The organism is Trinickia violacea, assembly GCF_005280735.1.
Classification (GTDB): Bacteria; Pseudomonadota; Gammaproteobacteria; order Burkholderiales; family Burkholderiaceae; genus Trinickia_A; species Trinickia_A violacea.
In genome coordinates this window covers 1816190-1840701 of the sequence record NZ_CP040077.1, presented here as the reverse complement: position 1 = coordinate 1840701, position 24512 = coordinate 1816190, and the positions used below count along the sequence as shown (strand labels likewise).

Sequence of the window (24512 nt, the reverse complement as noted above, 5' to 3'; positions counted from 1 at the left end):
ATGCTGCTTGCTCAAATCAGCGATCTGCACATCAAACGGCCCGGCGCGCTCGCCTATCAGCACGTCGATACCGCCACCTTTCTCGCGCGCTGCATCGCGCGTCTCAACGCGCTCGAGCCGCGTCCCGACGCGGTGCTCGTGACCGGCGACCTCGTGGATCACGGCACCGCCGAGGAGTACGTTCATCTGAAATCGCTGCTCGACGCGCTGCAGATTCCGTATTACCTGCTGATCGGCAATCACGACGATCGCGCGGCACTGCGCGAGGTGTTCGCCGAGCGCGCCGAGTTGCGTGAAGGCGGCGAGTTCGTGCAGTACGCGATCGATATCGGCCCGCTGCGCGTGATCGCGCTCGATTCGCAGGTGCCGCGCCAAAGCGCCGGCGACCTGTGCGACGCACGGCTCGCGTGGCTTTCGCAACAGCTCGACGCCGCGGCTGGCCGGCCGGTCGTCGTCGCACTCCACCATCCGCCGTTCGTATCGGGCATCGGCCATATGGACCGGCTGCGTCTGGACGCAGCCGCCGCCGACAAGCTCGCCGCGATCGTGAGCCGCCATCCGAACGTCGAGCGCGTGCTGTGCGGACACGTGCACCGGGCGATGTTCGCGCGCTTCGGCGGGACCATCGCCTCGGCCATCCCCTCCCCCGCCCATCAGGTGGCGCTCGATTTGCGCGATGACGCGCCGTCCGCATTCCGCATGGAGCCGCCCGCCTTCGCGCTGCATCGCTACGACACGGCGACGGGGCTCGTCACGCATCACGCCTATGTCGACGAAGCCGATGGGCCGTATCCGTTCTACGAGCCGACGGGCGCGCTGATCGACTGACGAAGACCCGCTCGCTTCGCTTATGTCCGCCGACCATTCCGCCCACTCGGACGCCTCGATCCACTATTCGCGCGGCATGCTGCTGTTGCTCGCGACGATCGCGGGCGTCTCGGTCGCCAACATCTATTACAACCAGCCGCTGCTCGACGCGCTGCGCACGTCGTTTCCGGCAAGCGCGCCGTGGATCGGCGCGGTACCGGCTTCGACACAGCTCGGCTACGCGGCAGGGATGTTCTTTCTCGCGCCGCTCGGCGATCGCTTCGACCGGCGGCTCATCATCCTGCTGCAAATCGCGGGGCTGTCGCTGGCCTTGATCGCCGCGGCCGCGGCGCCGTCGCTCACCGTGCTGGCCGCTGCGAGCCTCGCGATCGGCGTGCTGTCGACGATCGCGCAACAAGCCGTGCCGTTCGCCGCCGAACTCGCGCCGGCATCACAACGCGGACACGCGGTCGGCACCGTGATGAGCGGCCTGTTGCTCGGCATTCTGCTCGCGCGGACGGCGGCGGGCTTCGTCGCGCAATACTTCGGCTGGCGCGCGGTGTTCGGCACGTCGGTCGTGGCGCTCATCGTGCTCGCGGTGGTCGTCGTGATCCGCCTGCCGAGCAGCAAGCCGACCTCGACGCTGCCCTACGGCAAGCTGCTCGGCTCGATGTGGCACCTCTGCGTCGAATTGCATGGCCTGCGCGCCGCGTCGCTCACGGGCGCGGCGATCTTCGCGGCGTTCAGCCTCTTCTGGTCGGTGCTGACGTTGCTGCTTGCGGGCGCGCCGTTTCATATGGGGCCGCAGGCAGCGGGCCTGTTCGGCATTGTCGGCGCGGCAGGCGCGATGGCGGCGCCGCTCGCCGGGCGCTTCGCGGACAAGCGTGGACCGCACGCGATCATCTCGCTGTCGATCGGGCTCGTGGCCATCGCGTTCGTGATCTTCGGATTTTCCGGCGCGAGCATCGCGGGACTGGTCGCCGGCGTGATCGTCCTCGACATCGGCGTGCAGGCCGCGCAGATTTCGAATCAGTCGCGCATCTATGCGCTCAAGCCCGAAGCGCGCAGCCGCGTGAATACGGTGTTCATGGTGTGCTACTTCGTCGGCGGCGCGACCGGGTCCGCAGCGGGCGCTGTCGCGTGGCGCAATTTCGGGTGGGTCGGCGTGTGTATAGCGGGCTTCCTGTTCGCCGCGCTCGCCGCATGGGCGCACTCGCGGCGCGAGCCGGCCGCCGTGCGGCAAAGCGCTTAGGAGGCGAGTAACAAGCGCGTCGGCGGCTTTCCGGTGCCTGCCTGCCTGACGGACACCGGATTGCGCTTTGCGGCTTACCAGTGATGGCACCCGTACCAATCGCGCCGTCCGTCAGTCATGTCGTCCCGCGCCGGCCCTGCCTGCCAAGAACCACACCGCCGCTGCAATCAAGACCGCGGCGACGCCCGCCGCGCTCAGCGACGCCGCGAAGCCGCTCGCGAAACTCGCCGGCGCCGCCGTCGACAACACCTCCCGGGCCGAGGGCGCGAGCTGCGATATCGCACGCGACGCATCGCCCGCCAAGAGCTGCGACATGAAGTGCGCGCTCAACGCGCTTTGCGCGTGCGGCGCCAATGCCAAGCGAGCGTCGAGCGCGGCGCGCGTCTGCGCCGCGAGCACCGCGCCAAGCACGCCGACGGACATGACGATCGCGGTAAAGCGCGTCGTCGTGCTGATGCCCGACGCCATCCCGGTCCGGTCAGCCGGCACGCAGGCCATGATGGCCTTTTGCGTATCGCCGTTCAAAATCCCCGCGCCGCATCCGGTCACGATCATGCCGAGCGCGACGAGCGCGTACTTCGCCCCGCCGGCGACCGACGCGGTCAGCACGTTGCCGATGCCGATCGTCGCAAGGCCGATCGTGAGCAACGCCATGCTCGACATGCGCTTGGCGAGCCACGCTCCGACACGAGGGCCGGCGATCATCGCGAGCGCGAACGGCAGCATGCCGACGCCCGCGCTGACGGCAGGCCAGCCGAACGCGTTCTGCAAGTACAGCGGCAAGAACGTCATCATGACCTGCGCGCACGCGGCATAGCCGAACATCGCGAGCACCGCCGCGACGAAGCGCGGTTGGCGGAACAGCGCCAAATCGATCATCGCGTGCGAGCGGCGCCTCTCCAACTGGACGAACGCGATCAGCAGCACGAAGCACCCGGCGAGACGGGCCACCGTGTTCACGCTGCTCCAGCCGTCCCGCTGCGTGCCGATCAGCGCCCAAATGCCGAGCGCGAGCGATGCGCCGAAGAGCACGCTGCCCGCCACGTCGATCGGGCCGGCGTTCGGGTTGCGCGATTCGCCGATGAACCGCCGCACGCTCCACACGAGAACCGCGCAGATCGGCAGGTTCAGCAGAAAGATCCAGCGCCAGCCGATCCACTGCGTAATCACGCCGCCCACGAGCGGCGCGACCGTGGTCGCGATGCCCATGCACATGCCCCAGACCGCCCAGGCGCGAGCGCGCTCGGGTCCGTCGCGAAACGTGTTGGCGATCACGGCCAGGGCGGACGTCAGCAGCATCGACGCGCCCACGCCTTTCGCCGCCCGCGCGACGTTCAGGAACCCCACGCTCGGCGCCAGCCCGCAGCCGAGCGACGCTATGAAAAACACGCCGAGGCCGAGCGTCATGAGCTTTTTGCGCCCGTAGCGGTCGGCGAAACCGCCCGCGGCGAGCAGACACGACGCGAACGCCACCATGTAGGCGCTGACGACCCATTCGACGTCCGCGAAGCCCGCATGAAACGAGCGCGCGATCGATGGCAACGAAACCGCGACGACGTTCGTGTCGAGGACGATGACCGCGCACGTAGCGGAAGCAATGCCCAGCACGCGGCGCGCGGCGGATCGATCGGCCGGACCGCTCTCGGCCGCCGGCGCTCGCGCGTCAATAGGCGGCGCTTCGTGCGCCGTGCGCATTGGCAGCACGAGGTTGTCTTCTGTTGCTTGAGACATGGAACGCTTTGAAGAGGAAATCGGAGCCAACCATCCTAGTGATTGCTCTATTTCCTGTCATTAGCGTAAATTGACAACACTATTCACGAAAAAATGAATACTGTGAAACTCGAGCTCCGCCACATCCGCGCCTTCGTCTGCGTCGCGAGACACCTTCATTTCGCACGCGCCGCGGAAGAACTGGACGTCGCCCCGCCCTACCTGACCCGGCAAATTCAGGAGGCCGAACAGCTATTGCAAGTGCGGCTGTTCCATCGCACCAAGCGTTCCGTCGCGCTGACGGATGCCGGCTCGGCTTATCTGCCGGAAGCGCTCGCGGCCCTCGCCCATCTCGAGCGCGGCCAGGAGCTTGCCGAGCGGGCGGAACGCGGAGAGCTCGGACGGATTGAAGTCGGCTACGTCGCGTCGGCTGCGTTCGCGGGCGTGTTGCAGACCACCTTGCGCGCCTTTCGCCAAGCCAATCCGCGCATCGAGATCGCGCTGAGCGAAGTCGTCATGGACCGCGTGCCCGCCATGCTGGAAGACGGCCAGCTCGATGTCGCCTACGTGCGGCCGCCGATGCATTACCCCGAAGGCATCCAGGCATTGACGGCGCACCGCGACGAGTTCGTCCTTGCGGTACCCGACGACTCGCCGTTGACCGCCTCCTCCAGCGTCCCGCCTGCGCAATTGCGCGACTGCTGCTTCGCATTGCCCGAGCAGGCGTTCGGCACGCTCGAAGTCGGGCGCCGGGGGCGCTTCCAGCCGCAGCTGGGGCCAAGGCCGGGCTCGCTGGTTGCCGTCGTGGCCTGCGTCGCGCTCGGCGGCTATGTGGCGGTCGTGCCGAAAACGATCAGCGACTGCGTGGTGCTTCCGGGTGTCGTCTATCGGCCCATCAGCGGCAAACCGATCGTCTCGGAGATCGCGCTGGCATTTCGGCGTCACGAGCGCGCGCCTGCTGTGCGCGCGTTTCTGAACTATGCGAAGCAACGGCGGCAGTAGAGCCGCCCTCGAGCGCAATCAGCCGGCCTTGCGCCGGTCGAACCAGAACGACAGCGCGACGCTCGCGAGAATCACGCAGGTCGCAATCACAGTCCAGCGCGTGACCGGTTCGCCGAGGATCAGCGCCCCGAGCGCGACCGCGACGACCGGATTCACATACATGCAGCTACTCGCGATGATCGGGCTCGTGTGCCGGATCAGGAATCCGTACGCGATATAGGCCAGCATCGTGCCAACCAGCATCAGATAGAGGAACGAGACGACCGGCCAGAACTCGATCGCGAGAAGCCGCTCGCCCACGACCCACGCGACGATCGTCGACATCGCACCGCCGAGTCCAATTTGCAGCGCCGTCGACAGAAACAGGTCGGACGGCAGCGCGAGGCGTCCCGCCAGATGCGCGCCGCCCGCCCAGAAGAGCGCGCCGCCGAGAATCACGATGGTGCCGAGCGTCGAGCTCGGCGACGCGTCACCGTGGTTGAGCACGACGATCCCGAAGAGCCCGAGGCCGACCGCGACCCACTCGCCTTTGGCGATCTGCCGTCCGGCGACGGCCGCGATCACCGTTGCGAACAGCGGCACGGTCGCGACCATGACGGCCGCGGTCCCGGTGCCGACGCTGCGCATGCCGAGCGCGAGCAACCCGCTCGACAGCCCGACGAGCATCGTGCCGACGATCCCCGCGTTGCGCACTTCGAGCAGCGTCGGCATGGAGGGCCTGCGCCGCACCGCGAGCACGAAGAGGCCGATGCCGGCAAACAGATTGCGCAGCCCGGAGAGCAGAAGCGGCGGAAACGATTCGAGCGCGACGTGCACCGCGAGGTAGGTCGATCCCCAGACGAGATAGACGACGGCGAGCGCGAGCGCGATCTGGCCGCTGCGCGATTGCGGCAAACGCAGGCGGAAACGAAGATTGGGAAGAGAAAAACGCGGTGTCATGCGCTTAAGCCCGGACCGGTGAGCGTTCAGCACGCGCGGGCGTCACCAGACGGCTCAAGCGCGTGCGCCGCGTCGCGGACGCGGCAAACCGGGTAAGGCAGGACGGCATGTCGAACAGATAGAGCAAGAAGGCCGCCATTCGCGACCGATAAAGAGATGACGGGCGCCGTTAGACGCCCGTCGTGTACCGGCAGCATTATGCAATAAGGAATCGCAAAGGAACGTCGAGCCGAGCTGAAAGAAATGTAAATGATGTTTGCTGACGACAGTCGGTGACGTTACCGACCCTAAACGCATCACAACTCGACTCACCGTTCGATTCGCGGCTCGACTCACGGTTCGACCGGCTTGACGGACACGACGCCGGGCATCGCGCCCGCCTCTCCCGGATGCAGCTTCACGCGCCATGCCTCGTGATCGGCAAACGGCAATTGGGCGAACGCGCTCTTGACCAAGTAGGGGCTCGCGTGGAGCGGGTCGGCGTCGTGATCGCGGGTCGACACGGTCACCCGATAGACTTCGCGGCCAGTCGCCCGCTCGAAGAAGCGCAAGGTCAGCGAGTGGACGAACGGGTGCATGCCGGGCCACGAGAAGCCGCTCGAAGACGAATCGCCGCAACCGGCGCTCGCGCATTCGCCGTTCGCGGCGCGCACCGCGGCGGGATGCGTCTCGTAGGCGAGCGAAACGAGGTAGCGCGCGTGGCCGGCGGCCTGCGACGAAGCGTCGCCGCCTTGTCCTTGCGCTTGCGCAGCGACAGCTGGCGCGGTAGCGCTTGACGCCTGTCCGTCGGACGGTTGGCCGCCCACGAATCCACGCTGCGCCAGTTCGTCGCGCACGAGCGCTTCGTATTGCGTTTGCAGCGGACTCTCTCCCTGCGACGGCGCCCGCACCAGCTCATACGTCCGCTCGCCGCCGAACCCAGCCGGCACACCCGACGCGCGCACATCGGTGTTCACATCGGCGCAGCCGGACAACATCGCCGCAGCGAACGCAGCGCAGACAAAAAAGCGTTTCACGTTGCTCACTTGGTTTCGACTCCGATAGTTGCGCGGCCCATCCAAGGCACCTTCATGCATCATGCGATTGGCGACATTGGCGACGACAGACAGCGTTCATGCCGCCGCCGGCGCGGTGTCGTCGAACGCGGGCAGCGTCATCGTCAACGCGGTGCCCTTGCCCGGCGCGCTGTCGATGTCGACGTGACCGCCGTGGCGCGTGACGACCGTCTTCACGAACACCATCCCGAGCCCCGTGCCGTTCACGTTCGGCTGCCCCGGGCTCTGAAACCGTCTGAACCGCTCGAACAAATGCCGCTGCTGCTCCTCGGGAATGCCGTAGCCCTGATCGCGGATCGTGCACCGCACGTGCTTGCCTGCCGCGTCGCCATCGACCGTGCAGGTGATCCGCGTCTGCTGCGGACTGTACTTGACCGCGTTGGCCAGCACGTTGACGAGCGCGCGCGTCATCAACGAACGGTCGACGCAGATCCAAAGCGGTTCGCCGTCGATCCGCGTATCGAGCTGGATCTGTTTCGCGTTCGCCTGCGGCCAGACTTCGTCGCTCGCGTCGATCACCAGCTCGATCATGCTGACCGGCTCCAGCACGTATGCCTGCGATTCGGCGCGCGCGAGCTGCACGAAATCGTCGGCGAGCGTGAGCGCGCGCTCGGCGTAGCGCTCGATCCGCGCGAGCAGCTCGCGCGTGCGCTCGGATTCGACCCGCGCCCGCTCGGTCTCGACCAGCGCGAGAATCGATGCGTGCGGCGAGCGCATGTCGTGCGAGAGCAGACGCAGCGCGTCTTCGCGATGGCGTTCGGCGGCATGCAGCGCGGTCACGTCGACGAGGCCCGCGATCCAGCCGGTCGCCTCGCCGTGCGCGTTCGTACAGGTCGCACAGCGCAGCAGGTGATCGCGCTCGTTGGCGTCGCGCACCTCGATGCCGCGTTCGAGCAGGTGCGCGTGCGCCTGCTGCGTCGGGTCGAGCAGCGCCGGCCAGTGCGCGCGGGCGAAGCTTTCCGCGTCGACGTCGTCGTCGATCGACTTCACGAAGGCGAGGCCCGCGAGCGCCTCTTGCATCGGCCGGCCTTCCGGCGCCGGTGCGCCGAGGCCCGCGCAATGCGCGCGCGCCGCGTGATTGGCGATCAGCACGACGCCGCGACGGTCGGTGACGAGGATCGGCTCCGGCACGCTGTTCAAGCTATCCCAGACGAAGCGCTTCATGTCCTGCACGCGCTGCGACGCTTGCGCCATCAGCGCGATCTGGCGTTCGAGCACGTCGCCGCCGAATTCGCTGCCGGGTTTGCCATAGGCGCCGCGCTTCGCAGGCTCGCGGCGCGAGAGGTGACCGGACGACGAGGAAAGGCCGTCGTGCCCAGCCGGCGCTTCGGGCAGCAGATACGGCTCGTCGGCGAGACGCTGCAATTCGCGGCGCAGGTACGACATCGTCATTTCGAGCCGGCGCCAGTTCCATAGCGGATAGACGGCCACGAGCCCGGCGATCGCGGGCACCGGCGACATCCACACGCGCGCGCCGTAGAGGAGCGCGGCACTCACCGCAGTCACCGCCGCGCAGAGTCCGGCCGTGAGCAACAGCGAGCGCCACGGCGACAGGAACAGGAACCCTGCGAGCAGCGCCGCGAGCGGCACGATCGCCGCCGCGCACACCCACCCTGCGCGGGCCGGCTCGATCTCGCGCCCCGTGACGAGCGCGTCGAGCACGTTCGCGTGGATCAGCACGCCGGGCAGCGGGCCGAGTTCGCCCGATACCGGCGTCGCGAAGCGGTCGAACAGACCCGAGGCCGTCGCGCCGATGAAGACGATCTTGCCGGAGAGCGCGTCGGGCGACACCTCGCCCGCCAAGAGGCTCGCGGCCGATACGCTCGTGTAGTCGCCGGAGAGGCGGCTGAACGGGATCAGGAAGCGCCTCTCGTCTGTCGTGGCGGCTTGCGCGGAGACGGCGCCGCTTGCGCTTGTGCTTGTGTTTGCATTTACGTCCGCGCCGGCATATTCGCTTGCCGCGATGCCGAGCCGGTCGCGCGCCGGCCGCGTCACGGACGCCGCCTTCAGCGCGCCATCCGCGAGCGCCCGGTAGACCGGCACGACGAGTTGCGGCCAACGCATGCCCGCATCGCCCTCGAATAGCGCGACACTGCGCACGATGCCATCGGGGTCCACTTCGAGATTGATATGGCCGAGCGCCGCAGCGGCTTTCGCGAGTGCGGGAACCGGCAGCGTCGCGCTGCGGCTGCCATCGTTCGCCGAAGGAGAAAGCAGCAGCGGCAAATACGTCGGCGTGAGCCCGATTGCCTTCGCGAACTGCGCGTCGCTCGCTTCGGGCTCGGTAAACAGCACGTCGTAGACGATCGCCGCGGGCCGCGCTTTCGCGAGCGCGTCGAGCAGCTGAGCGTGCACGCTGCGCGGCCACGGCCAGCGGCCGAGCCGATCGATGCTCGCATTGTCGATCTTCACGATCGCGATGCCGGACGCGACCGGCACTGGACGCCACACCAGGAAGCGGTCGTAGACGATCCTGTCGATGCTCGCGCTCATGTGCCAAACCGAGCCGAGCACGACCACCGCGACACCGAGACAGCCGATCCCGAACCACTCGATCATGAAGCGGCGCCCGACCGGTCTTCTGAGCCCGGCGGCATGAAGCGCGCGGGCCCTCAGCAGATCGAAACTCACCTAGTAGGCCAGCGTGAAGGACTGCACCGGACTGCCCTTTTCATAGAACTTCCCGTTCTCGAATTGCTCGGCGACGACCGTCCAATAGTAGACGCCCGCCGGCAAATTGGAGACGACGAGATGCCCGGCGTCGAGGTCGACGCGATCGACAATCGGATGCTGCAAGTCCGGCGTGGCGGCGAGCACGAAACGGAAGCGTGTCTTGGCCTGCGGGTTGGCCTGCGCCTGGTTCGCCTGACTCACGAGCCAGCGGAATTCGAAGTCGCGGCTGCCGGCGCGACGCGCGGCCGAGGTCGAAAGCCCGGTCAAGCGGCGCTCGAACGCATAGGTCTGCGGCAGTCCTTCGAGACCGTTCGCGTCGATTGCCGAGAGGCGCACGAAATACGTGCCGTCCGCCAGATCGGCAAACGATGCGTGCGGCCCGTCGACGCGTTCGTCGCGCACCCGATCGAGCACGCCCGCATCGCGCGCGATCGCGACGCGGTAGCGCGCGGCGCCGGCGAGCGGCTGCAAGTCGAACGCCACCGCCGGATCGTCCTGCACTTTCGCGGGATTCGTCAGCGCGGGCGCGCCAAGCAATGCGATTGGCCCGCCGACGCCACCCGTCGCTCGCGTGACGCTGCCGTAGCGCGCATGGACGAGCTGCTCGGCGGCCATCGCATCGCGCTGAGCCGCGGCGCTCGCCCTGTCTACGCCGACCGTGCCGTCGAGCACCTCGACCGCCGTCGCCTGCTGCGCGTCGTCATAGTCCACGCGAAACTGCGTGCCGCGCACGCCGGCCACCACCGACGGCGAGCGGATCTGAAAGCGGTCGTCCTTGCGCGTCGCGTGCGTGACCTCGCTATCGACTTCGCCGCGCTTGAGCTCGAAGTGACGCACCGTCGTGCCGGTGAGCGCCGTCTGCTGCAGCGTATGGAGATCGATCTGGCTGTTCGACGGCAGCGACAAGTGCGAGCCGTCGGCCAGCTCCAGCGTGACGAAGCCGTTGTCCCCGGTGCGCAGGCGGTCGCCTTCGGTCAACGTCGCGCCGTCGGTCAGCGGCAGGAATGGACCGTCGCGAAACGCACGCTCGACCGGCCCGCTCATCGCGACGACGCTCGCCGTCAGGTTCGTCCGCTTGAGCAGCGCGACCGGCAGCCGCAACGTCATGCCGGGCGGGAGATGGCGCGGCTCGGAAACGCGATTGAGCCGCGCGAGCACGCGCCAGTCGTTCGAATCGCGCAGATAGCGGTCGGAGATATCGAAGAGGTTGTCGCCCGTCTTCGTCACGTAGGGGGCGTATTGAGCGGCAGCAGCGGACGCGCTCGGCTGGTGCGCGTCGGCGGACTGCGCGCCGCAAGCCGCGAGCGTCGCGATCAAACCCGCGAGCGCCGCGCGCTTCGAAGACCGTGCGAGCCGCTGCGGCGCTGACGCCGCCCGGCTCGCGCGCCTCACGCGCCCTCCTGTTCGAGACGCTCGAGGCGATACCCGTAGCCGTAGATCGGCGTGAGCCGGTAGCCGTTCTCGGGACGCAGCCCGAGCTTCGCACGCAGCATCGACACGTGCGTATCCATCGTGCGCGACGGAATGTCGACGGCCTGCTTCCAGATCACATCGAGGATGTGCGCGCGCGACAACGGCCGACTCAAATGCTGGAACAGCAACAGCGCGAGCTCGAATTCCTTTTGCGTGAGGGTCACCGCCGCGCCCTTCACCAGGACGTGCTTGGCGCTCAGGTCGAACTCATATTCGCCGAAGACTTCCCTCGTCACGGCCGGATTGAGCTGATAGGCGCGCCGCAGCAGCGCGCCCACGCGCGCGAGCAGCACGGAGGCCGGCACGGGCTTGACGACGTAGTCGTCGGCGCCGGTGTTGAGCATCGACGCGATGTCGGTCTCGCGGCTGCGGCTCGTCATGAAGAGCACCGGCAAGCGGTCCGATACGCTCTGCCGGACCCAGTTCAGCACGTCTTCGCCGGACATGTCGGGCACGTTCCAGTCGAGCACGAGCAAGTCGAACGTTTGGCGGCGCAACTGCTTCACGAGTGCGCGCCCTTCTCCAAATGCGTGACAAACATGTCCCGCCGCTGCCAGCGTCTGACAAACAAAATCGGTCTGCGCCGGATCGTCATCCAGTACTGCGATTCTCATAGCACTCCGCGACACCATTTCATTATTCGTAGTTTTTTTGCCTGTGCGCCCGTTATCGCCGGCTCACCGACCGAGCATCTCAAAAATGAGTTGCATTCGGGCCCCCCGGTTACAGCGGCGATCCGCTTTTTCATGATAAGCGAAAAAGTGTTATGACTTTTTTGTTGATCCAGTCACATTCGAAAGCTTTCTATTACATTAACGCGCGCTATTTCCGGTACAGCACAGTATAAGAAGTGCGCAACGCGGAAACGTTTAAAGATTGTCAGATCCGGCGTGCAGACGGCACACATCTTTAAATGTCCATGAGCGCCGGCTGACAAACAAGAGGAAAGCCGCGTGCGCCTCCCGGCGCGCGCGACGATCTCCTCAGTGCCGAGTCAAGCGCGGCGGGACGGGTCCCCCGCCTGGGTCAACGCCGGCTGGCGTCGAAAGCACGCGAAATACAGCACGCTCAGCAGGATCAGGAACGGCACGCCGAAAATCAGCGTCATGTGAAACTCGGCCGTGAAATACGTCGTCACCATGGTGGCAAGCATCAGCCCCGCACCAAGCAGCGTCAGCAGCGGGAATCCCGGCATCCGGAAACTGGGCGCACGACGGCCGCTACGGGTCCAGGCTCGGCGAAAAAAGTAGTGCGTGACGAAAATCATCATCCAGGTGAACATCGCGCCGAACATCGAGATCGCCATCATGATGGTAAAGGACGCGTCCGGGTAGACGACGCTCACGATCGTCGCCACCGCGATACCCGCCGTCGACAGCAATAGCGCACTGAGAGGCACGCCCCTGCTGTTGACTTCACCTAGGCCGCGCGGCGCATGGCCTGCACGCGCAAGACTGAACATCATGCGGGTCGTGATGTAGAGCTGGCTGTTCATCGCCGACAACGCCGCGACCAGCACGACCAAATTGATCACGCCTGCCGCACCCGGCATATGAACCGCGGCCATGACCTTGACGAACGGGCTTTCGTCGCGACCGGCCACGGTCCACGGCACGATCGCCAGCATCAACGCAAGCGTGACCAGATAAAACAGCACCAGGCGAACCATCGTCGAGCGAAATGCGCGCGTCACAGCCCGCTCCGGATCTTGCGCCTCGCCTGCGGCTACCGCGATCATTTCGATGCTCAGGTAACTGAAGATCGAGACGATGACCGCGACCCACATCCCCCAGACGCCCTTGGGGAAAAATCCGCCATGGTCGACGTAGTGATGGAAGCCCGCCACCGACGCACCGACGCCGTCGTTCGTGCCCGCCACCAGGGACGGATTCACGAACACGACGTAGCCGCCGATCACGATAAAAGCAACGATGGCCGTGATCTTGACGACCGAGAACCAGTACTCGACCGAACCGAACACATTGACGCTCAGCGCGTTGACCAGCACGAGCACGCTCGAGAATCCGACGATCCACATCCAGCCCGGTACAGCGGGAAACCAGTACTTCATGTAAAGCGCGACGGCCGTCACCTCGGCGCCGACCGCAAGCACGATGCACGCCCAATACGCGTAGCGCACGAGAAAGCCCGCCCACGGGCTCAAGTAGTGCTCGGCATAAGCCCCGAACGAGCCCGACGTGGGATGAGCGACCGTCATTTCCGCGAGACAACCCATCAGCAGTAGAGAGATCAGCGCGCCAATCCCATAGCTGATCAATACACTGGGCCCGGCAAAGCTGATCGCGAAACCACTGCCGAGAAACAAGCCGGTTCCGATTGCGCCACCGATTGCAATCATCGTCATCTGCCGGGCGCTCAGAGTGCGCCGAAGCCCCTCTTCACGTGCGGCAATCTTCTGGAATTGCCCTTCCGAACTCATTGAAACTCTCCTCCAACTCTTGATATTGGACGCGGGCATCGGGTGTTGCCGCCGACGCCTCGCGCTTGCTGCACAAAGCCCGCCGTTGCCGGTCAAAAAATGTGACGCATACCCATCGCCACGCCCGCCTGGTGGCTGCTACCCGGCAGTTCGGTAACGGCGCCGCCCGAGACCTTGTTGTAATCGACCGTGCCGTACACTTGAGTGCCCTTGGACAGGGCGTATTCGGCTTCGAGCACACCGGTGTAGCGTTTACCGCTGTTACCGCCGATACCGTTCACGTTCTTGATGGTGTCGTAGTAGAACGCGCCCGTAACGGTAATCGCCGGATCGACCCTATAGACGATGCCGGTATAGCCGATGGTGTCCTTGCGCGGATGGTCGACGAACGACCCATAGGTGACCGTGCGGCTCGGATCGTTCAGGAAGTCCCGATCGATCTCTCCCGTCGCGTCCTTGCCGCCGACGTAGCCGAGAAAGATCGACGCAGGTCCGACGACGTAGCGGCCGGCCACACCCCACATCTGTTGGGCATGGCTCTGCATGTCACGGGTTTGCTGGTACACGCCGCCCAATGTCAGCGCTCCTTGCGTGTACTCGGAGCGAACGCCCCAATACGAGTTTTCGGTCAGGCTGCCCGGCTGCCCCCCGAAACCATAGCTCGCCCCGACGCTCAATCCGGAGATCGTGTTGCTGTAGCTGACGACGTTGCTCGCATACCCCTGCGTCAGGAAATACGGCCACATGTTGGCCGTGTAGTTTCCGACGGTCAGCGGATCGAGATCGCCGAACAGATTGAAACCCTCCGTGGTCTGCCGGCCCATTTCGACGGTGCCGAAGCCGCCGGACAGTCCAACGTAGGCATAGCGGCCGAACAGCCGGTTGCTATCCATCTCCCCGTTCTGCGGCTCGAAACCGTTTTCCAGACGGAAGATCGCTTTCAAGCCATTGCCCAGATCCTCCGACCCCTTCAATCCCCACCGGCTATTGGTGATAGCCCCGTTTGCCATCTGCCACATGCTGCCGTTCGCCGCATCGGCATTCGTCGTGTACCGGATGCTCTGGTCGACGATGCCATACAACGTGACGGCGTTCTGAGCAAACGCGCTAACCGAGACGGCGCCGCCAATTACCACCCCAAATTTCAGCATTCCAAAATGATTCACCCACTTCTCCCCACTCACTCTCTCTTTGTTAATCGGCAAAAATTCAGGAATGCGAAAGCTTGATAGAAAAACCTCCGCAACATTCACCATAAGCGGCAAACCAGCACCGGTTGGCTTCCCCGTTAAATCTCTGACAGCATGCTAGCGCCGAAAAAATGAAATGTGCTTCAGTAAGCGTGCTTCGAATCGCTATCGAGTGCTAGAATCTTCGAATTGCTATCGAACTTTTGAATGATTCTTCGATATGATCCTCGATCGCACCGATATACGCATCCTCCGTCAGCTCGAAAGCGACGGGCGCATCAGTAATCAGGATCTCGCGAACGCGGTCGCGCTATCGCCGTCCGCCTGTCTGCGGCGAGTGAAACTGCTCGAGGAGCACGGAATTATCGAGGGCTACCGGTGCGTGATCGCGCCAAAGAGTATTGGCGTCGAGTTTGAGGCACTGGTGCACGTGTCGATGCGACCAGACGTCGACGGCTGGCACGACACGTTCGTCAAGGCGATTCGGGAATGGCCGGAAGTGATCGCCGCTCAAGTCGTCACAGGCGCATCGAACTACGTGCTGACGGTGCGGGCCCGCAGTCTCGATCACTTCTCCGATTTCGTCATGAACCGCCTGCATCGTGCAACGGGGGTCATGTCGATCAATTCCAACATTGTTCTAGCGACACTGAAGCGCGATGGCTCGGTGCTGGACCTAGCGAACCAGCCTTCGTAAATCGCCAAAACGGTTTCCAAACGCCCGCACGAGACGTTCCGACTTGCACGGCACTTTGCGGAATCCCCGCCGCTAATCGAGTTTTCGATCGGATTTCATCGGCGCTTGGCGCTTGAGCTGCCTGCGCTTTTCAGGACCCGCCGAACCAGTTGTACCCCTGGTCGGGCCAATAGCCGCCGGGGTAAGTATTAGTCACGAAGATCTCCATGATGTGTTTCGGGTTCTTGTAGCCGAGCTTGGTCGGCATGCGCAGCTTCATCGGAAAGCCGTACTGCGGCGGCAGCGTCTGCCCGTCGTATTGGAAGGTGAGGAGGGTTTGCGGATGCAGGGCGGTCGGCATGTCGATGCTCTCGTAATAGTCGTCCGCGCATTTGAAGCCGACGTATTTCGCGCTCGTATCCGCGCCCACGCGCCGCAGAAAATCCGCAAACGGCGTGCCGCCCCAATGCCCGATCGCGCTCCACCCTTCCACGCAAATGTGGCGCGTGATCTGCTCCGCGTGCGGCAGCGCGTACAGCTCGGCGAGCGTCCACGTGCGCTTGCCGGTGACGAGACCGCCCACCTGCAGCTTGAAGTCGCTGCCGTCGACGTCGGGCACGTCGTCGATGCCGTAGTACGCGTTGAACGGAAACGGCCGCGTCAACTGCGCTTCGGTGTAGGTCGGCGCGAGTTGCTTCGGATCGAAGAGCCACGCCTGCACGCGGTCGTTCATCCTCGACACCTTCAACAGAAACGCGTTGACGGACTTGTCGTCGGTCAGCGAGCAGCCTGTCAGCATCAGAAGACCGCCGAGCGTCAGCACCCGCTTGCCGAACGCGCGGCGCGACGGCAAGGCGAGTTCGCGCCGCGCGTCGGTCAGGATCGCGTGGCGGTCGAGCTTGCTGACGCCTGCCACATCCTTTGCGAAATTGGGATCGGTTGGATTCACCATGATCGACCTCCGCCTATCGTCCTAATGTGTTATCGGCCGCGCAGCATCGCGATCAGCGAGCGCGGCACGAGCGCGACCATCACGAGATGCACGACGAGAAACGCGAACAACACCCACATCGCAAAGAAGTGCACGACGCGCGCCGAATCGTAGCCGCCCATCAGTTCGCGCAACAGCGGAAACTGCACCGACTTCCAGATCGCGAGGCCGGACAGCACGAGCACGATCAAGTCGATGATCACGACCAGGTAAGCGAGCTTCTGCACCGCGTTGTAGTGGCGCAGATCCGCGTGCGACAGCTTGCCGGTCAGCGCGCTCGCGAGATCGCGGATCACCGCGCGCGGCGAAAGCGGAAAGAACGTGCGAAAGAAACGGCCGCTCGCGACGTTCAGCACGAGATAAACGATCCCGTTGAAGAGGAGCAGCCACATCGCCGCGAAGTGCCACTGCAGCGCGCCGCCGAGCCAGCCGCCGAGCGCGAACTTGGGCGGGAACATGAAGCTCGAGAAGATCGGCGACGCGTCGTAGATCTGCCAGCCCGAAAGCATCATCGTGATCGCGGCGAGCGCGTTGAGCCAGTGCGTGATGCGGACCCAGGCCGGATGAACGGGCGCGTCGCGCCGTTGGTGCAGCGTCTCGGCGGGTCTCGCGCGAGCATGCGATGTGGACATCGTGGCCTCCCATGTCGGCCGAAGTTAACGGCAAGCCGGCAGATCGGCGGCTTGCAACACGTCGCCGGTCGCCGCGTCCTCGATGAACGCGGCGACGCCGAAGCGGCCGGGCGACGCCGTATCGCTGGCGTCCGCGGCAACCACGACGTTGCGCCGAATCCGCGCGACGCCGCCGACGAGCGGCACCGGCCCGAGCCATGCGCGCACGACGCGGTCGTGATGCAGCGTCGCGCCATGGTTCTCGCCCGCGTCGACCTGCGAGCTGAGCTGATTCTCATAGACCGCGACGTAGGCGTTCAGCGTGCGCGGCGCAGTCGAGCGCGCGGTGAATTGCGCGTCGACGCCGAGCCCTTGCGGATTCACCGCGGCCGCGGCCCCTGAACCCGCGCCGCTCGCCCCGCCCGCCTGACTCGCCGCGCCAGGCGTAACCGGCGCAAGGCGAATCGCCACATCGGCTTGCGCGGGCTGAGCCGCCAGTTCGCGAAGACGCCCGTCGAAGTCCGACGCGCCCCAGTCGCGCAATTCGCGGCCAGCGACAAACACTTCAGGCGTATAGATCAGATGGCCGCCCGCAAAAGCGGCGAGATTCTCCTGCCGCTCGGTGAAGCGATGCTGCGAGAAGCGATCGGTCCAGCCGAGGCGGTTCCAGTAGTCGACGTGCAACTCCAACGGCACGATGTCCGCGCCCGGGCTGCCGCCATGCAATTGACTGAGCCAGCGATCGGCCGGCGGGCAACTGCTGCATCCTTCGCTGCTGTAAAGCTCGACGAGCGCGACGCGATGCGCGGGACTGTGCGCGCTGCACGCGACGCCTGCCAGAGCGAGTCCGTTTGCGCCGAGCGAAAGCGGCAGCGCGATCGCCCATGCCGCCCACCGCCATATCGTTGTCGTGCGTGTCCTAGTGTGCATGATGCTGCTCCTCGACCTACGAAATGTACGTTAGTCGAGCGCACGCAAAAGAGATGACAGCGCCGGCGATATTTTTAAAAAGGGGACGACCGCGCGGACGGCGCCCCCCGGACAGCCGCACCTCGGAGGCCCGCCCCGAGGTGCGGCACCCGTCGGATGGCCGCCCCGCGGAGCGCCGCCCGACGGATGGCCGCCCTCGGATCGCCGCCCGGTCAGTTATAGCTCATGACCATCGTGACCGGCTTGGCGGCGGTCTGCGGACCACCGTGCGGCACCGTCAACGACAGCACCCCACCCTCGGGGCTCAGGTGATAGCTCCCGCCCGGCTGCCACGGAAAGGCTCGCCCTTTCGGGTCGACGAAGCGCGTCACAACATCGTCCTTGACGTTGGGTCCGATCGTCGAGCGCGCGGCGTCGTTCGCGACGAACGACACGTCCGCGCCCGGCACCCCGCCATTCGGCGCCGCGAACGTCAGCTGCACGCCGTTGCTCGTGCGGATCGCCTCCAGCGCGCCCCCCTTCGCGGCCGGCCCGATCGGCGCACTGCTGATGTCGAAACCCGGCTCGACGATGCTGCCGATAAACGTGATAGTGCCGCCGGATCCGCTCGTCGGGCCGGCCGCCGCCAGCATCGGCATTGTCACGGCAGCCGCCGCACACAAAGCCGTGGCGATCAGGGTCGTGGGGTGAAAGGTACGCACGCGCATCATGGACTCCCGGTTGAATGCCGCTTGGCGGCTGAATGGTTGTTCACAACTGTTTATCGGTACCGCATCAAAACTCTGAAGACATCCAACCGTCGCGCTTCCACACTTACAAGATTGCCGGTTGCCAACCTGCGGCGACCCGGTGTATCTTGTGCGCTGCTAACGCGGGGGTCCTGTGTTGCGCTAGAGCTGATAGTTCATAGCAATGGCGTTGCGCGGGTGAGAAATACCCTTTGAACCTGATCTGGATAATGCCAGCGCAGGGATGCGTAAGGGCTTCACCGCAGTTCACCGCGCCAAACCTGCCCTACCTTCCTCTCGTCTCCTGCTTAGCAACCCACATCAGGAGATATGCATGAACGCCAACCCCAAATTCATTTCCGCCGACGCGCACGTGGATGCTGCCGCCGTCGAGCCGTTGCCGAACTCCCGAAAGGTCTATGTGACCGGATCGCGCCCCGACATTCAGGTGCCGATGCGCGAAATCTCTCAGGCCGATACGCCGACTGCCTTCGGCGGGGAAAAGAATCCCCCCATCTACGTGTACGACACTTCTGGCCCGTATTCTGATCCCAAAAATAAGATTGATGTACGCCGGGGTCTTCCCGCATTGCGCGAGAACTGGATTGACGAGCGCAGCGACACGGAAACGCTGCCGGGCCTGACGAGCGAGTACGGACGCGAGCGCGCGGCCGATCCGGCCACCGCGCAACTGCGTTTTCCGGGCCTGCACCGCACGCCGCGCCGCGCCAAAGCGGGCGCCAACGTGTCGCAAATGCATTACGCGCGCCGCGGCATCATCACGCCGGAAATGGAGTTCATCGCGATCCGCGAGAACCAGCGCCGCGCCGAGTACCTCGAGAGCCTCAAGGCGAGCGGCCCGAACGGCGCGAAGCTCGCCGCGATGATGGGCCGCCAGCACCCGGGCCAGGCGTTCGGCGCCGCGGCCTTCGGCCCGAACGCGCTCACCGAGATCACCCCTGAGTTCGTGCGCGAGGAAGTGGCGCGCGGCCGCGCGATCATCCCCGCGAACATCAATCACCCGGAAAGCGAACCGATGATCATCGGCCGCAACTTCCTCGTGAAGATCAACGCGAACATCGGCAATTCAGCGGTGACCTCCTCCATCGGCGAGGAAGTCGACAAGATGACGTGGGCGATCCGCTGGGGCGGCGACACGGTGATGGACCTGTCGACGGGCAAGCACATCCACGAAACGCGCGAATGGATCATCCGCAACAGCCCGGTGCCGATCGGCACGGTGCCGATCTATCAAGCATTGGAAAAGGTCAACGGCAAGGCCGAAGACCTGACCTGGGAAATCTTCCGCGACACGCTGATCGAACAGGCCGAGCAAGGCGTCGACTACTTCACGATCCACGCGGGCGTGCTGTTGCGCTATGTGCCGCTGACGGCGAACCGCATGACCGGCATCGTCTCGCGCGGCGGCTCGATCATGGCGAAGTGGTGCCTCGCGCATCACAAAGAAAGCTTCCTCTACGAGCACTTCGAAGACATCTGCGAAATCATGAAGGCCTACGACGTGAGCTTCTCGCTCGGCGACGGCCTGCGTCCCGGCTCGATCTACGACGCCAACGACGAAGCCCAGCTCGGCGAATTGAAGACGCTCGGCGAGCTCACGCAGATCGCATGGAAGCACGACGTGCAGGTGATGATCGAAGGCCCGGGCCACGTGCCGATGCAGCTCATCAAAGAGAACATGGATCGGCAGCTCGACTGGTGCGACGAGGCGCCGTTCTACACGCTCGGGCCGCTCACCACCGATATCGCCCCGGGCTACGACCACATCACGTCGGGCATCGGCGCGGCGATGATCGGCTGGTTCGGCACCGCGATGCTTTGCTACGTGACGCCGAAGGAGCACCTCGGCCTGCCGAACAAGGACGACGTGAAGGAAGGCATCATCACGTACAAGCTCGCGGCCCACGCGGCGGACTTGGCGAAAGGCCATCCTGGCGCGCAAGTGCGCGACAACGCGCTGTCGAAAGCGCGCTTCGAGTTCCGCTGGGAAGACCAGTTCAACCTCGGCCTCGATCCGGACAAGGCGCGCGAATTCCACGACGAAACGCTGCCGAAGGATTCGGCGAAGGTCGCGCACTTCTGCTCGATGTGCGGCCCGCACTTCTGCTCGATGAAGATCACTCAGGACGTGCGCGAGTTCGCGGCTGCCCAGGGCATCACGGAGGACGTGGCGCTCAAGAAAGGCATGGAAGTGAAAGCCGTCGAGTTCGTCAAGAGCGGCTCGGAGATCTATCAGAAGCAGTGAACGCTGCCGCTTGAACCGAGCTGAGACAACAAGCCCGCCTCGTGCGGGCTTTTTGCTGCTTATGCACGCACGCTTGAAACGATCCGTAACCGGCACGCCGTGCCGCCGCTGCGGCATTGGCGTACAGTGCTCGCACGACGTCCGCCTCGCGCCAGGTCAGCGGGACGTTTCGATTCAAGGAAGCGCGTGTCATGAGTGTCAAATTAGCCGCGACGGCACTTGCCGGCGCCGTGTCGCTGGCCGGATGCTACTACGGACCCTACGGATACGATCCATACGGCGGCTACTACTATCCGACCGTGCCCGCTGCCGCAACGCAGCAAGCGGTGCCGGTCGCGCCCCCGCCGAGCGCCGCAGCCCATCCTCCGCCGCCGAACCAGCCGCCTCCTCCGCCGGCCTCCGCCTATGCGGAGGCACCGCCCGCGCAGTACGCCGTCGCGGATGTTCCAAGCAGCTACTACTACGCAGCCCCCGCGTACTATCCGGCGTACCCCGCGTACTATCCGGCGTACCCGGCCTACCCCGCCTACTACGGCTACCCGTATTGGGGAGGACCGTCCATCTCGATCGGCGTCGGCGGCTGGTGGGGCGGCCACGGCTGTTGCTGGGGCGGCTGGCACGGCGGCGGCTACTGGCATGGCGGCGGCGGCGGCTGGCATGGCGGCGGCGGGTGGCACGGCCACTGAGCTTCGCAGCGTCCGTCCAGCCGGCTGACCGGGCCCGCTCCAGCACCCGTCGATCCCTCCCCCGCGCATTCATTAAGGCCGTACTTACCCGTCTTGACTGAGCCGCTTCGCCTTCTATGCTTGGAAGCGCGGTAAAAGACCAAGAGACCAACAGGCCAAAAACCTGTTCAGCGGCACACAACCGGCATCGAACAACAACGAAGGAGCCGAGATGTTCCATCAATTGCTCACCCCGATCGGCAATGCCCTATTGCCATCGTTCATCGTAGCGATCCTCCCCATCGTCGTCGTACTGGTCCTGCTCGGCTGGGCCCGGCGGCCCGCATGGCAGGCATCGCTCGCGGGCCTCGTCGTGGGGTTCGTCATCGCGATCGCCGGCTGGCAGTTTCCGGTCGGCCTCGCGATCAACTCGGTCGTCGCGGGCGCGGTGTTCGCGGTCTGGCCGGTGATGTGGATCGTCTTCAACGCGATCGTGCTCTACAACATCGCGCAGCGCTCCGGCCGCTTCGCGGCGTTCCGCATGTGGATGATCGACAACCTGCCGAACGACCGGCGCATCGTGCTCGTCGTCATCGGTTTTTCGTTCGGCGCGCTGCTCGAAGGCATTTCCGGATTCGGCACGCCGATTGCGATCACGAGTTCGCTCTTGATCCTGCTCGGCTTCCCAACGCTCGAGGCGCTGACCTTCACGCTGATCTTCAACACCGCGCCGGTCGCGTTCGGCGCGCTCGGCGTGCCGATCACCGTGCTCGGCGCGGTCACCCACCTGCCCGTCGACTCGCTCGGCAAGATGGTCGGCCGGCAACTGCCGTTCTTCGCGCTGCTGCTGCCGTTCTACGTGATTGCCGTGTACGCGGGCGTTCGTAACATGCTGCGAATCTGGCCGGTGCTGCTAGTGTCGGGCGCGAGCTTCGCGCTCACGCAGTTCGTCACGTCCAACTACATCAACTACAGCCTGACCGATGTGCTGTCCTCGCTCGTGTCGCTGATCCTCACGATCGGCTTCTTGCGCGTCTGGAAACCGGCCGCCGACGCGCAGTTCGCAGTGAATGTCGATCGCGTGGGCGAAGTGCGTGGCAAGGTCGGCGGCTGGCAGGGGTGGATTCCTTGGCTGGTCGTCTCGGCGGTCGTCATCGTTTGGACCATCGCGAAGATCTTTGCGATCGGCGACATCAAGGTGCCGTGGCCCGGCCTCGATAAAGCGGTCTACATCACCCTGTACAACACGCCCTACGGCGCCATCTGGGACTTCCAGCCGCTTGCGACCGGCACCGCGATTCTCGTCGCGTCGATCATCACCGCATTCATCGTCAGGCTCCCGGTTCGCGAGTTCTTCAACGCGATCGTCGATACCTGGGTGCAAACGCGCATCGCCATTGTCACCGTGGCGACGATCGTCGGCCTTGCCTATCTGATGAACTACTCGGGGCTGAACTACACACTCGGTCTCGGCGTGGCCTCGGTCGGCGCGTTCTTCCCGCTCGTATCGGCGTTCCTCGGATGGGTCGCCGTGTTCCTGTCGGGCAGCGATACGTCGGGCAACGCGCTGTTCGGCAATCTGCAGGTGGTGGCCGCGCATCAGGCGAACCTGAACCCGGTGCTGATGGCGGCGACGAACTCGTCGGGCGGCGTGATGGGCAAGATGATCTCGCCGCAGAACATTTCGACCGGCGTCGCGACCACCGAGCTCAAAGGCAAGGAAGGTCTCGTATTCGCGAAGACATTCAAGCACTCGATCCTGCTGACGGTGGTGCTCGGCATCCTCGTGTGGCTGCAGCAGAACGTGTTGACCGGGATGATTCCGCCGCACTGACGCGGCAATATCCGGGTCGTTCCACGTCGGTTTGCGCTACATTCTCCCTTCACCGAGACTCACTGCGCAGACCGGCCCCCTCTTCCTCGTCAACCCGTCGCAAACCCTTCTGGCACGGCCGTTTCACGCAATCGGCTGCGCGTTTTTTTGCAAGCCCATTCGTAGCGAAATTGGCCCGCTTTTTGCCGTTTCTTGCTGTTTCATCGCAGCGTGAAATATCGGCGGCGAGCCGGTGATAAGATGCGTGCGCATCCTGTCCCGATCGCTTCAATACGCCTCCTCGATGAAAGTCCAAAACGTTGTCCAGCTCATGGTGCTCGCCGCACTGTGGGGCGCGTCATTTCTCTTTATCCGCGTCGGCGTGACCGAGTTCGGCGTGGCGCCGCTGATGGCGCTGCGTGTCGCGATCGGCGCGATCTTCCTGCTCGGCTTGCTGTTCGCGCGCAAGCCGCCGCGCGAAGCGTTGAGCGTCTTGAAACAGCGCGCCGTGCCGCTCGTGATCCTCGGCGTGCTCAATTCGGGCGCACCGTTTTGCCTGTTCGCGTTTGCCGAATTGACGCTGTCGGCGGGCGTGACGTCCGTCATCAATGCGACGACGCCGCTCTGGGGCGCGCTCGTCGCCTTCGTCTGGCTGAAGGACCGCTTGAACGCGCCGCGTGCGCTAGGTCTTGCGATCGGCTTCGCCGGCGTGCTGACGCTCGTGTGGGATCAGATTGCAGCGCCGCACGGCAACGGCGCCGCGACGCCCCTGGCGAGCGCGCTCGCCGCAGGCGCCGCCCTGTGCGCGACGCTGTGCTACGGCATCGCCGCGAACTACACGAAGCGCCACTTGAACGGCGTCGATGCGCTCACGCTCGCGGCGGGCAGCATGACCGGCTCGACGATCGTGCTGCTGCCGTTCGCGCTCCTCACGTGGCCCGCCGCGCCGGTCTCGTGGCACGCGTGGGGTGCGATCCTCGCGCTCGGCATCGCTTGCACGGGCATCGCGTACTTCCTCTACTTCCATCTGCTCAATGTGGCCGGTCCCGCGCGAGCGATGACCGTGACCTTCGTGATCCCGATCTTCGGCATTCTGTGGGGAGCTTTGTTTCTCGCCGAGCGCGTGTCGCCGGCGATGCTCGAAGGCTGCGCGATCATTCTGCTCGGCACCGCGCTCGCGACGGGCTTCATCAAAGGCGTGCCGTGGCGGCGCGAGACAGGAAAAGCGTCATAACGCTTTTCGGGTTCGCTGCCGCACCAGTAAACACCCTTCCTCGATCCGCCAATCCCT

Annotated in this window: 20 protein-coding genes and 1 riboswitch; of the genes, 8 read left to right on the top strand and 12 right to left on the bottom strand. The window is 65.1% G+C overall.

What is annotated here, in order from left to right; translation table 11 throughout:
• Entirely contained in the window at positions 1-828 is an 828-nt protein-coding gene (locus tag FAZ95_RS08300; protein WP_137332009.1) for a phosphodiesterase, read from the top strand.
• A 22-nt stretch (positions 829-850) separates the two neighbouring features.
• A complete protein-coding gene (locus FAZ95_RS08295) occupies positions 851-2059 on the top strand; it encodes an MFS transporter (protein WP_137332008.1) in 1209 nt (402 codons plus the stop codon).
• A gap of 111 nt (positions 2060-2170) precedes the next feature.
• On the opposite strand, the gene FAZ95_RS08290 is transcribed toward FAZ95_RS08295, so the two are convergent.
• The gene (locus FAZ95_RS08290; protein ID WP_254699852.1) at positions 2171-3790 is read right to left on the bottom strand and encodes an MFS transporter; all 1620 of its coding nucleotides are present in this window, start codon (positions 3788-3790) and stop codon (positions 2171-2173) included.
• A 93-nt stretch (positions 3791-3883) separates the two neighbouring features.
• On the opposite strand from FAZ95_RS08290, the gene FAZ95_RS08285 reads away from it, so the two are divergent.
• Positions 3884-4771 carry a LysR family transcriptional regulator gene (locus FAZ95_RS08285; protein WP_137332007.1) on the top strand — a complete coding sequence of 296 codons (888 nt, stop codon included), beginning with the start codon at positions 3884-3886 and terminating at the stop codon, positions 4769-4771.
• Positions 4772-4789: 18 nt separating this feature from the next.
• Here FAZ95_RS08285 and FAZ95_RS08280 read toward each other — a convergent pair whose 3' ends face one another.
• The 7 genes from FAZ95_RS08280 to FAZ95_RS08250 all read right to left on the bottom strand — a co-directional run bounded on the left by FAZ95_RS08280 (position 4790) and on the right by FAZ95_RS08250 (position 14502).
• The gene (locus tag FAZ95_RS08280) at positions 4790-5710 is read right to left on the bottom strand and encodes an EamA family transporter (RefSeq protein ID WP_137332006.1); all 921 of its coding nucleotides are present in this window, start codon (positions 5708-5710) and stop codon (positions 4790-4792) included.
• A 332-nt stretch (positions 5711-6042) separates the two neighbouring features.
• Complete coding sequence (locus FAZ95_RS08275; RefSeq protein WP_254699851.1) at positions 6043-6735, bottom strand: DUF4136 domain-containing protein; 693 nt, start codon at positions 6733-6735, stop codon at positions 6043-6045.
• An 87-nt stretch (positions 6736-6822) separates the two neighbouring features.
• Positions 6823-9324 (bottom strand): CHASE2 domain-containing protein, encoded by a 2502-nt coding sequence (locus FAZ95_RS08270; RefSeq protein WP_137332005.1) that lies wholly within the window; start codon positions 9322-9324, stop codon positions 6823-6825.
• Positions 9325-9396: 72 nt separating this feature from the next.
• Positions 9397-10830: a FecR family protein gene (locus FAZ95_RS08265; protein WP_137332004.1), complete on the bottom strand. Its 1434-nt coding sequence runs from the start codon at positions 10828-10830 to the stop codon at positions 9397-9399.
• Positions 10827-11525, bottom strand: a complete 699-nt coding sequence (locus FAZ95_RS08260) for a response regulator transcription factor (RefSeq protein WP_137332003.1) — start codon at positions 11523-11525, stop codon at positions 10827-10829. Before FAZ95_RS08260 ends, FAZ95_RS08265 begins: the two co-directional genes overlap by 4 nt.
• 380 nt (positions 11526-11905) lie before the next feature.
• Positions 11906-13351, bottom strand: a complete 1446-nt coding sequence (locus FAZ95_RS08255; protein WP_137332002.1) for an amino acid permease — start codon at positions 13349-13351, stop codon at positions 11906-11908.
• 92 nt (positions 13352-13443) lie between these two features.
• Positions 13444-14502, bottom strand: a complete 1059-nt coding sequence (locus FAZ95_RS08250; protein WP_175425683.1) for a porin — start codon at positions 14500-14502, stop codon at positions 13444-13446.
• Positions 14503-14761: 259 nt separating this feature from the next.
• Between FAZ95_RS08250 and FAZ95_RS08245 the strand changes: the two genes are divergently transcribed.
• Positions 14762-15238 carry an Lrp/AsnC family transcriptional regulator gene (locus tag FAZ95_RS08245; protein ID WP_137332000.1) on the top strand — a complete coding sequence of 159 codons (477 nt, stop codon included), beginning with the start codon at positions 14762-14764 and terminating at the stop codon, positions 15236-15238.
• A gap of 130 nt (positions 15239-15368) precedes the next feature.
• Here FAZ95_RS08245 and FAZ95_RS08240 read toward each other — a convergent pair whose 3' ends face one another.
• The 4 genes from FAZ95_RS08240 to FAZ95_RS08225 all read right to left on the bottom strand — a co-directional run bounded on the left by FAZ95_RS08240 (position 15369) and on the right by FAZ95_RS08225 (position 18393).
• The gene (locus tag FAZ95_RS08240; protein WP_137331999.1) at positions 15369-16169 is read right to left on the bottom strand and encodes a molybdopterin-dependent oxidoreductase; all 801 of its coding nucleotides are present in this window, start codon (positions 16167-16169) and stop codon (positions 15369-15371) included.
• A gap of 29 nt (positions 16170-16198) precedes the next feature.
• Entirely contained in the window at positions 16199-16840 is a 642-nt protein-coding gene (locus FAZ95_RS08235) for a cytochrome b/b6 domain-containing protein (protein WP_137331998.1), read from the bottom strand.
• A gap of 24 nt (positions 16841-16864) precedes the next feature.
• On the bottom strand, positions 16865-17749 hold the full coding sequence (locus FAZ95_RS08230) for a DUF1223 domain-containing protein (RefSeq protein WP_137331997.1): 885 nt from the start codon (positions 17747-17749) through the stop codon (positions 16865-16867).
• Between the two features lie 212 nt (positions 17750-17961).
• Positions 17962-18393, bottom strand: coding sequence for a hypothetical protein (locus FAZ95_RS08225; RefSeq protein ID WP_137331996.1), 432 nt, complete (start codon positions 18391-18393; stop codon positions 17962-17964).
• 219 nt (positions 18394-18612) lie between these two features.
• Positions 18613-18740: riboswitch (TPP riboswitch) on the top strand.
• 71 nt (positions 18741-18811) lie between these two features.
• Between FAZ95_RS08225 and thiC the strand changes: the two genes are divergently transcribed.
• The 4 genes from thiC to FAZ95_RS08205 all read left to right on the top strand — a co-directional run bounded on the left by thiC (position 18812) and on the right by FAZ95_RS08205 (position 24455).
• Positions 18812-20743 carry a phosphomethylpyrimidine synthase ThiC gene (gene thiC / locus FAZ95_RS08220; RefSeq protein ID WP_137331995.1) on the top strand — a complete coding sequence of 644 codons (1932 nt, stop codon included), beginning with the start codon at positions 18812-18814 and terminating at the stop codon, positions 20741-20743.
• A 191-nt stretch (positions 20744-20934) separates the two neighbouring features.
• Positions 20935-21429 carry a hypothetical protein gene (locus FAZ95_RS39245; protein WP_175425549.1) on the top strand — a complete coding sequence of 165 codons (495 nt, stop codon included), beginning with the start codon at positions 20935-20937 and terminating at the stop codon, positions 21427-21429.
• Positions 21430-21640: 211 nt separating this feature from the next.
• Positions 21641-23242 (top strand): L-lactate permease, encoded by a 1602-nt coding sequence (locus tag FAZ95_RS08210; RefSeq protein ID WP_137331993.1) that lies wholly within the window; start codon positions 21641-21643, stop codon positions 23240-23242.
• A gap of 283 nt (positions 23243-23525) precedes the next feature.
• The gene (locus FAZ95_RS08205; protein WP_137331992.1) at positions 23526-24455 is read left to right on the top strand and encodes a DMT family transporter; all 930 of its coding nucleotides are present in this window, start codon (positions 23526-23528) and stop codon (positions 24453-24455) included.
• The last annotated feature ends 57 nt before the right edge of the window (positions 24456-24512 follow it).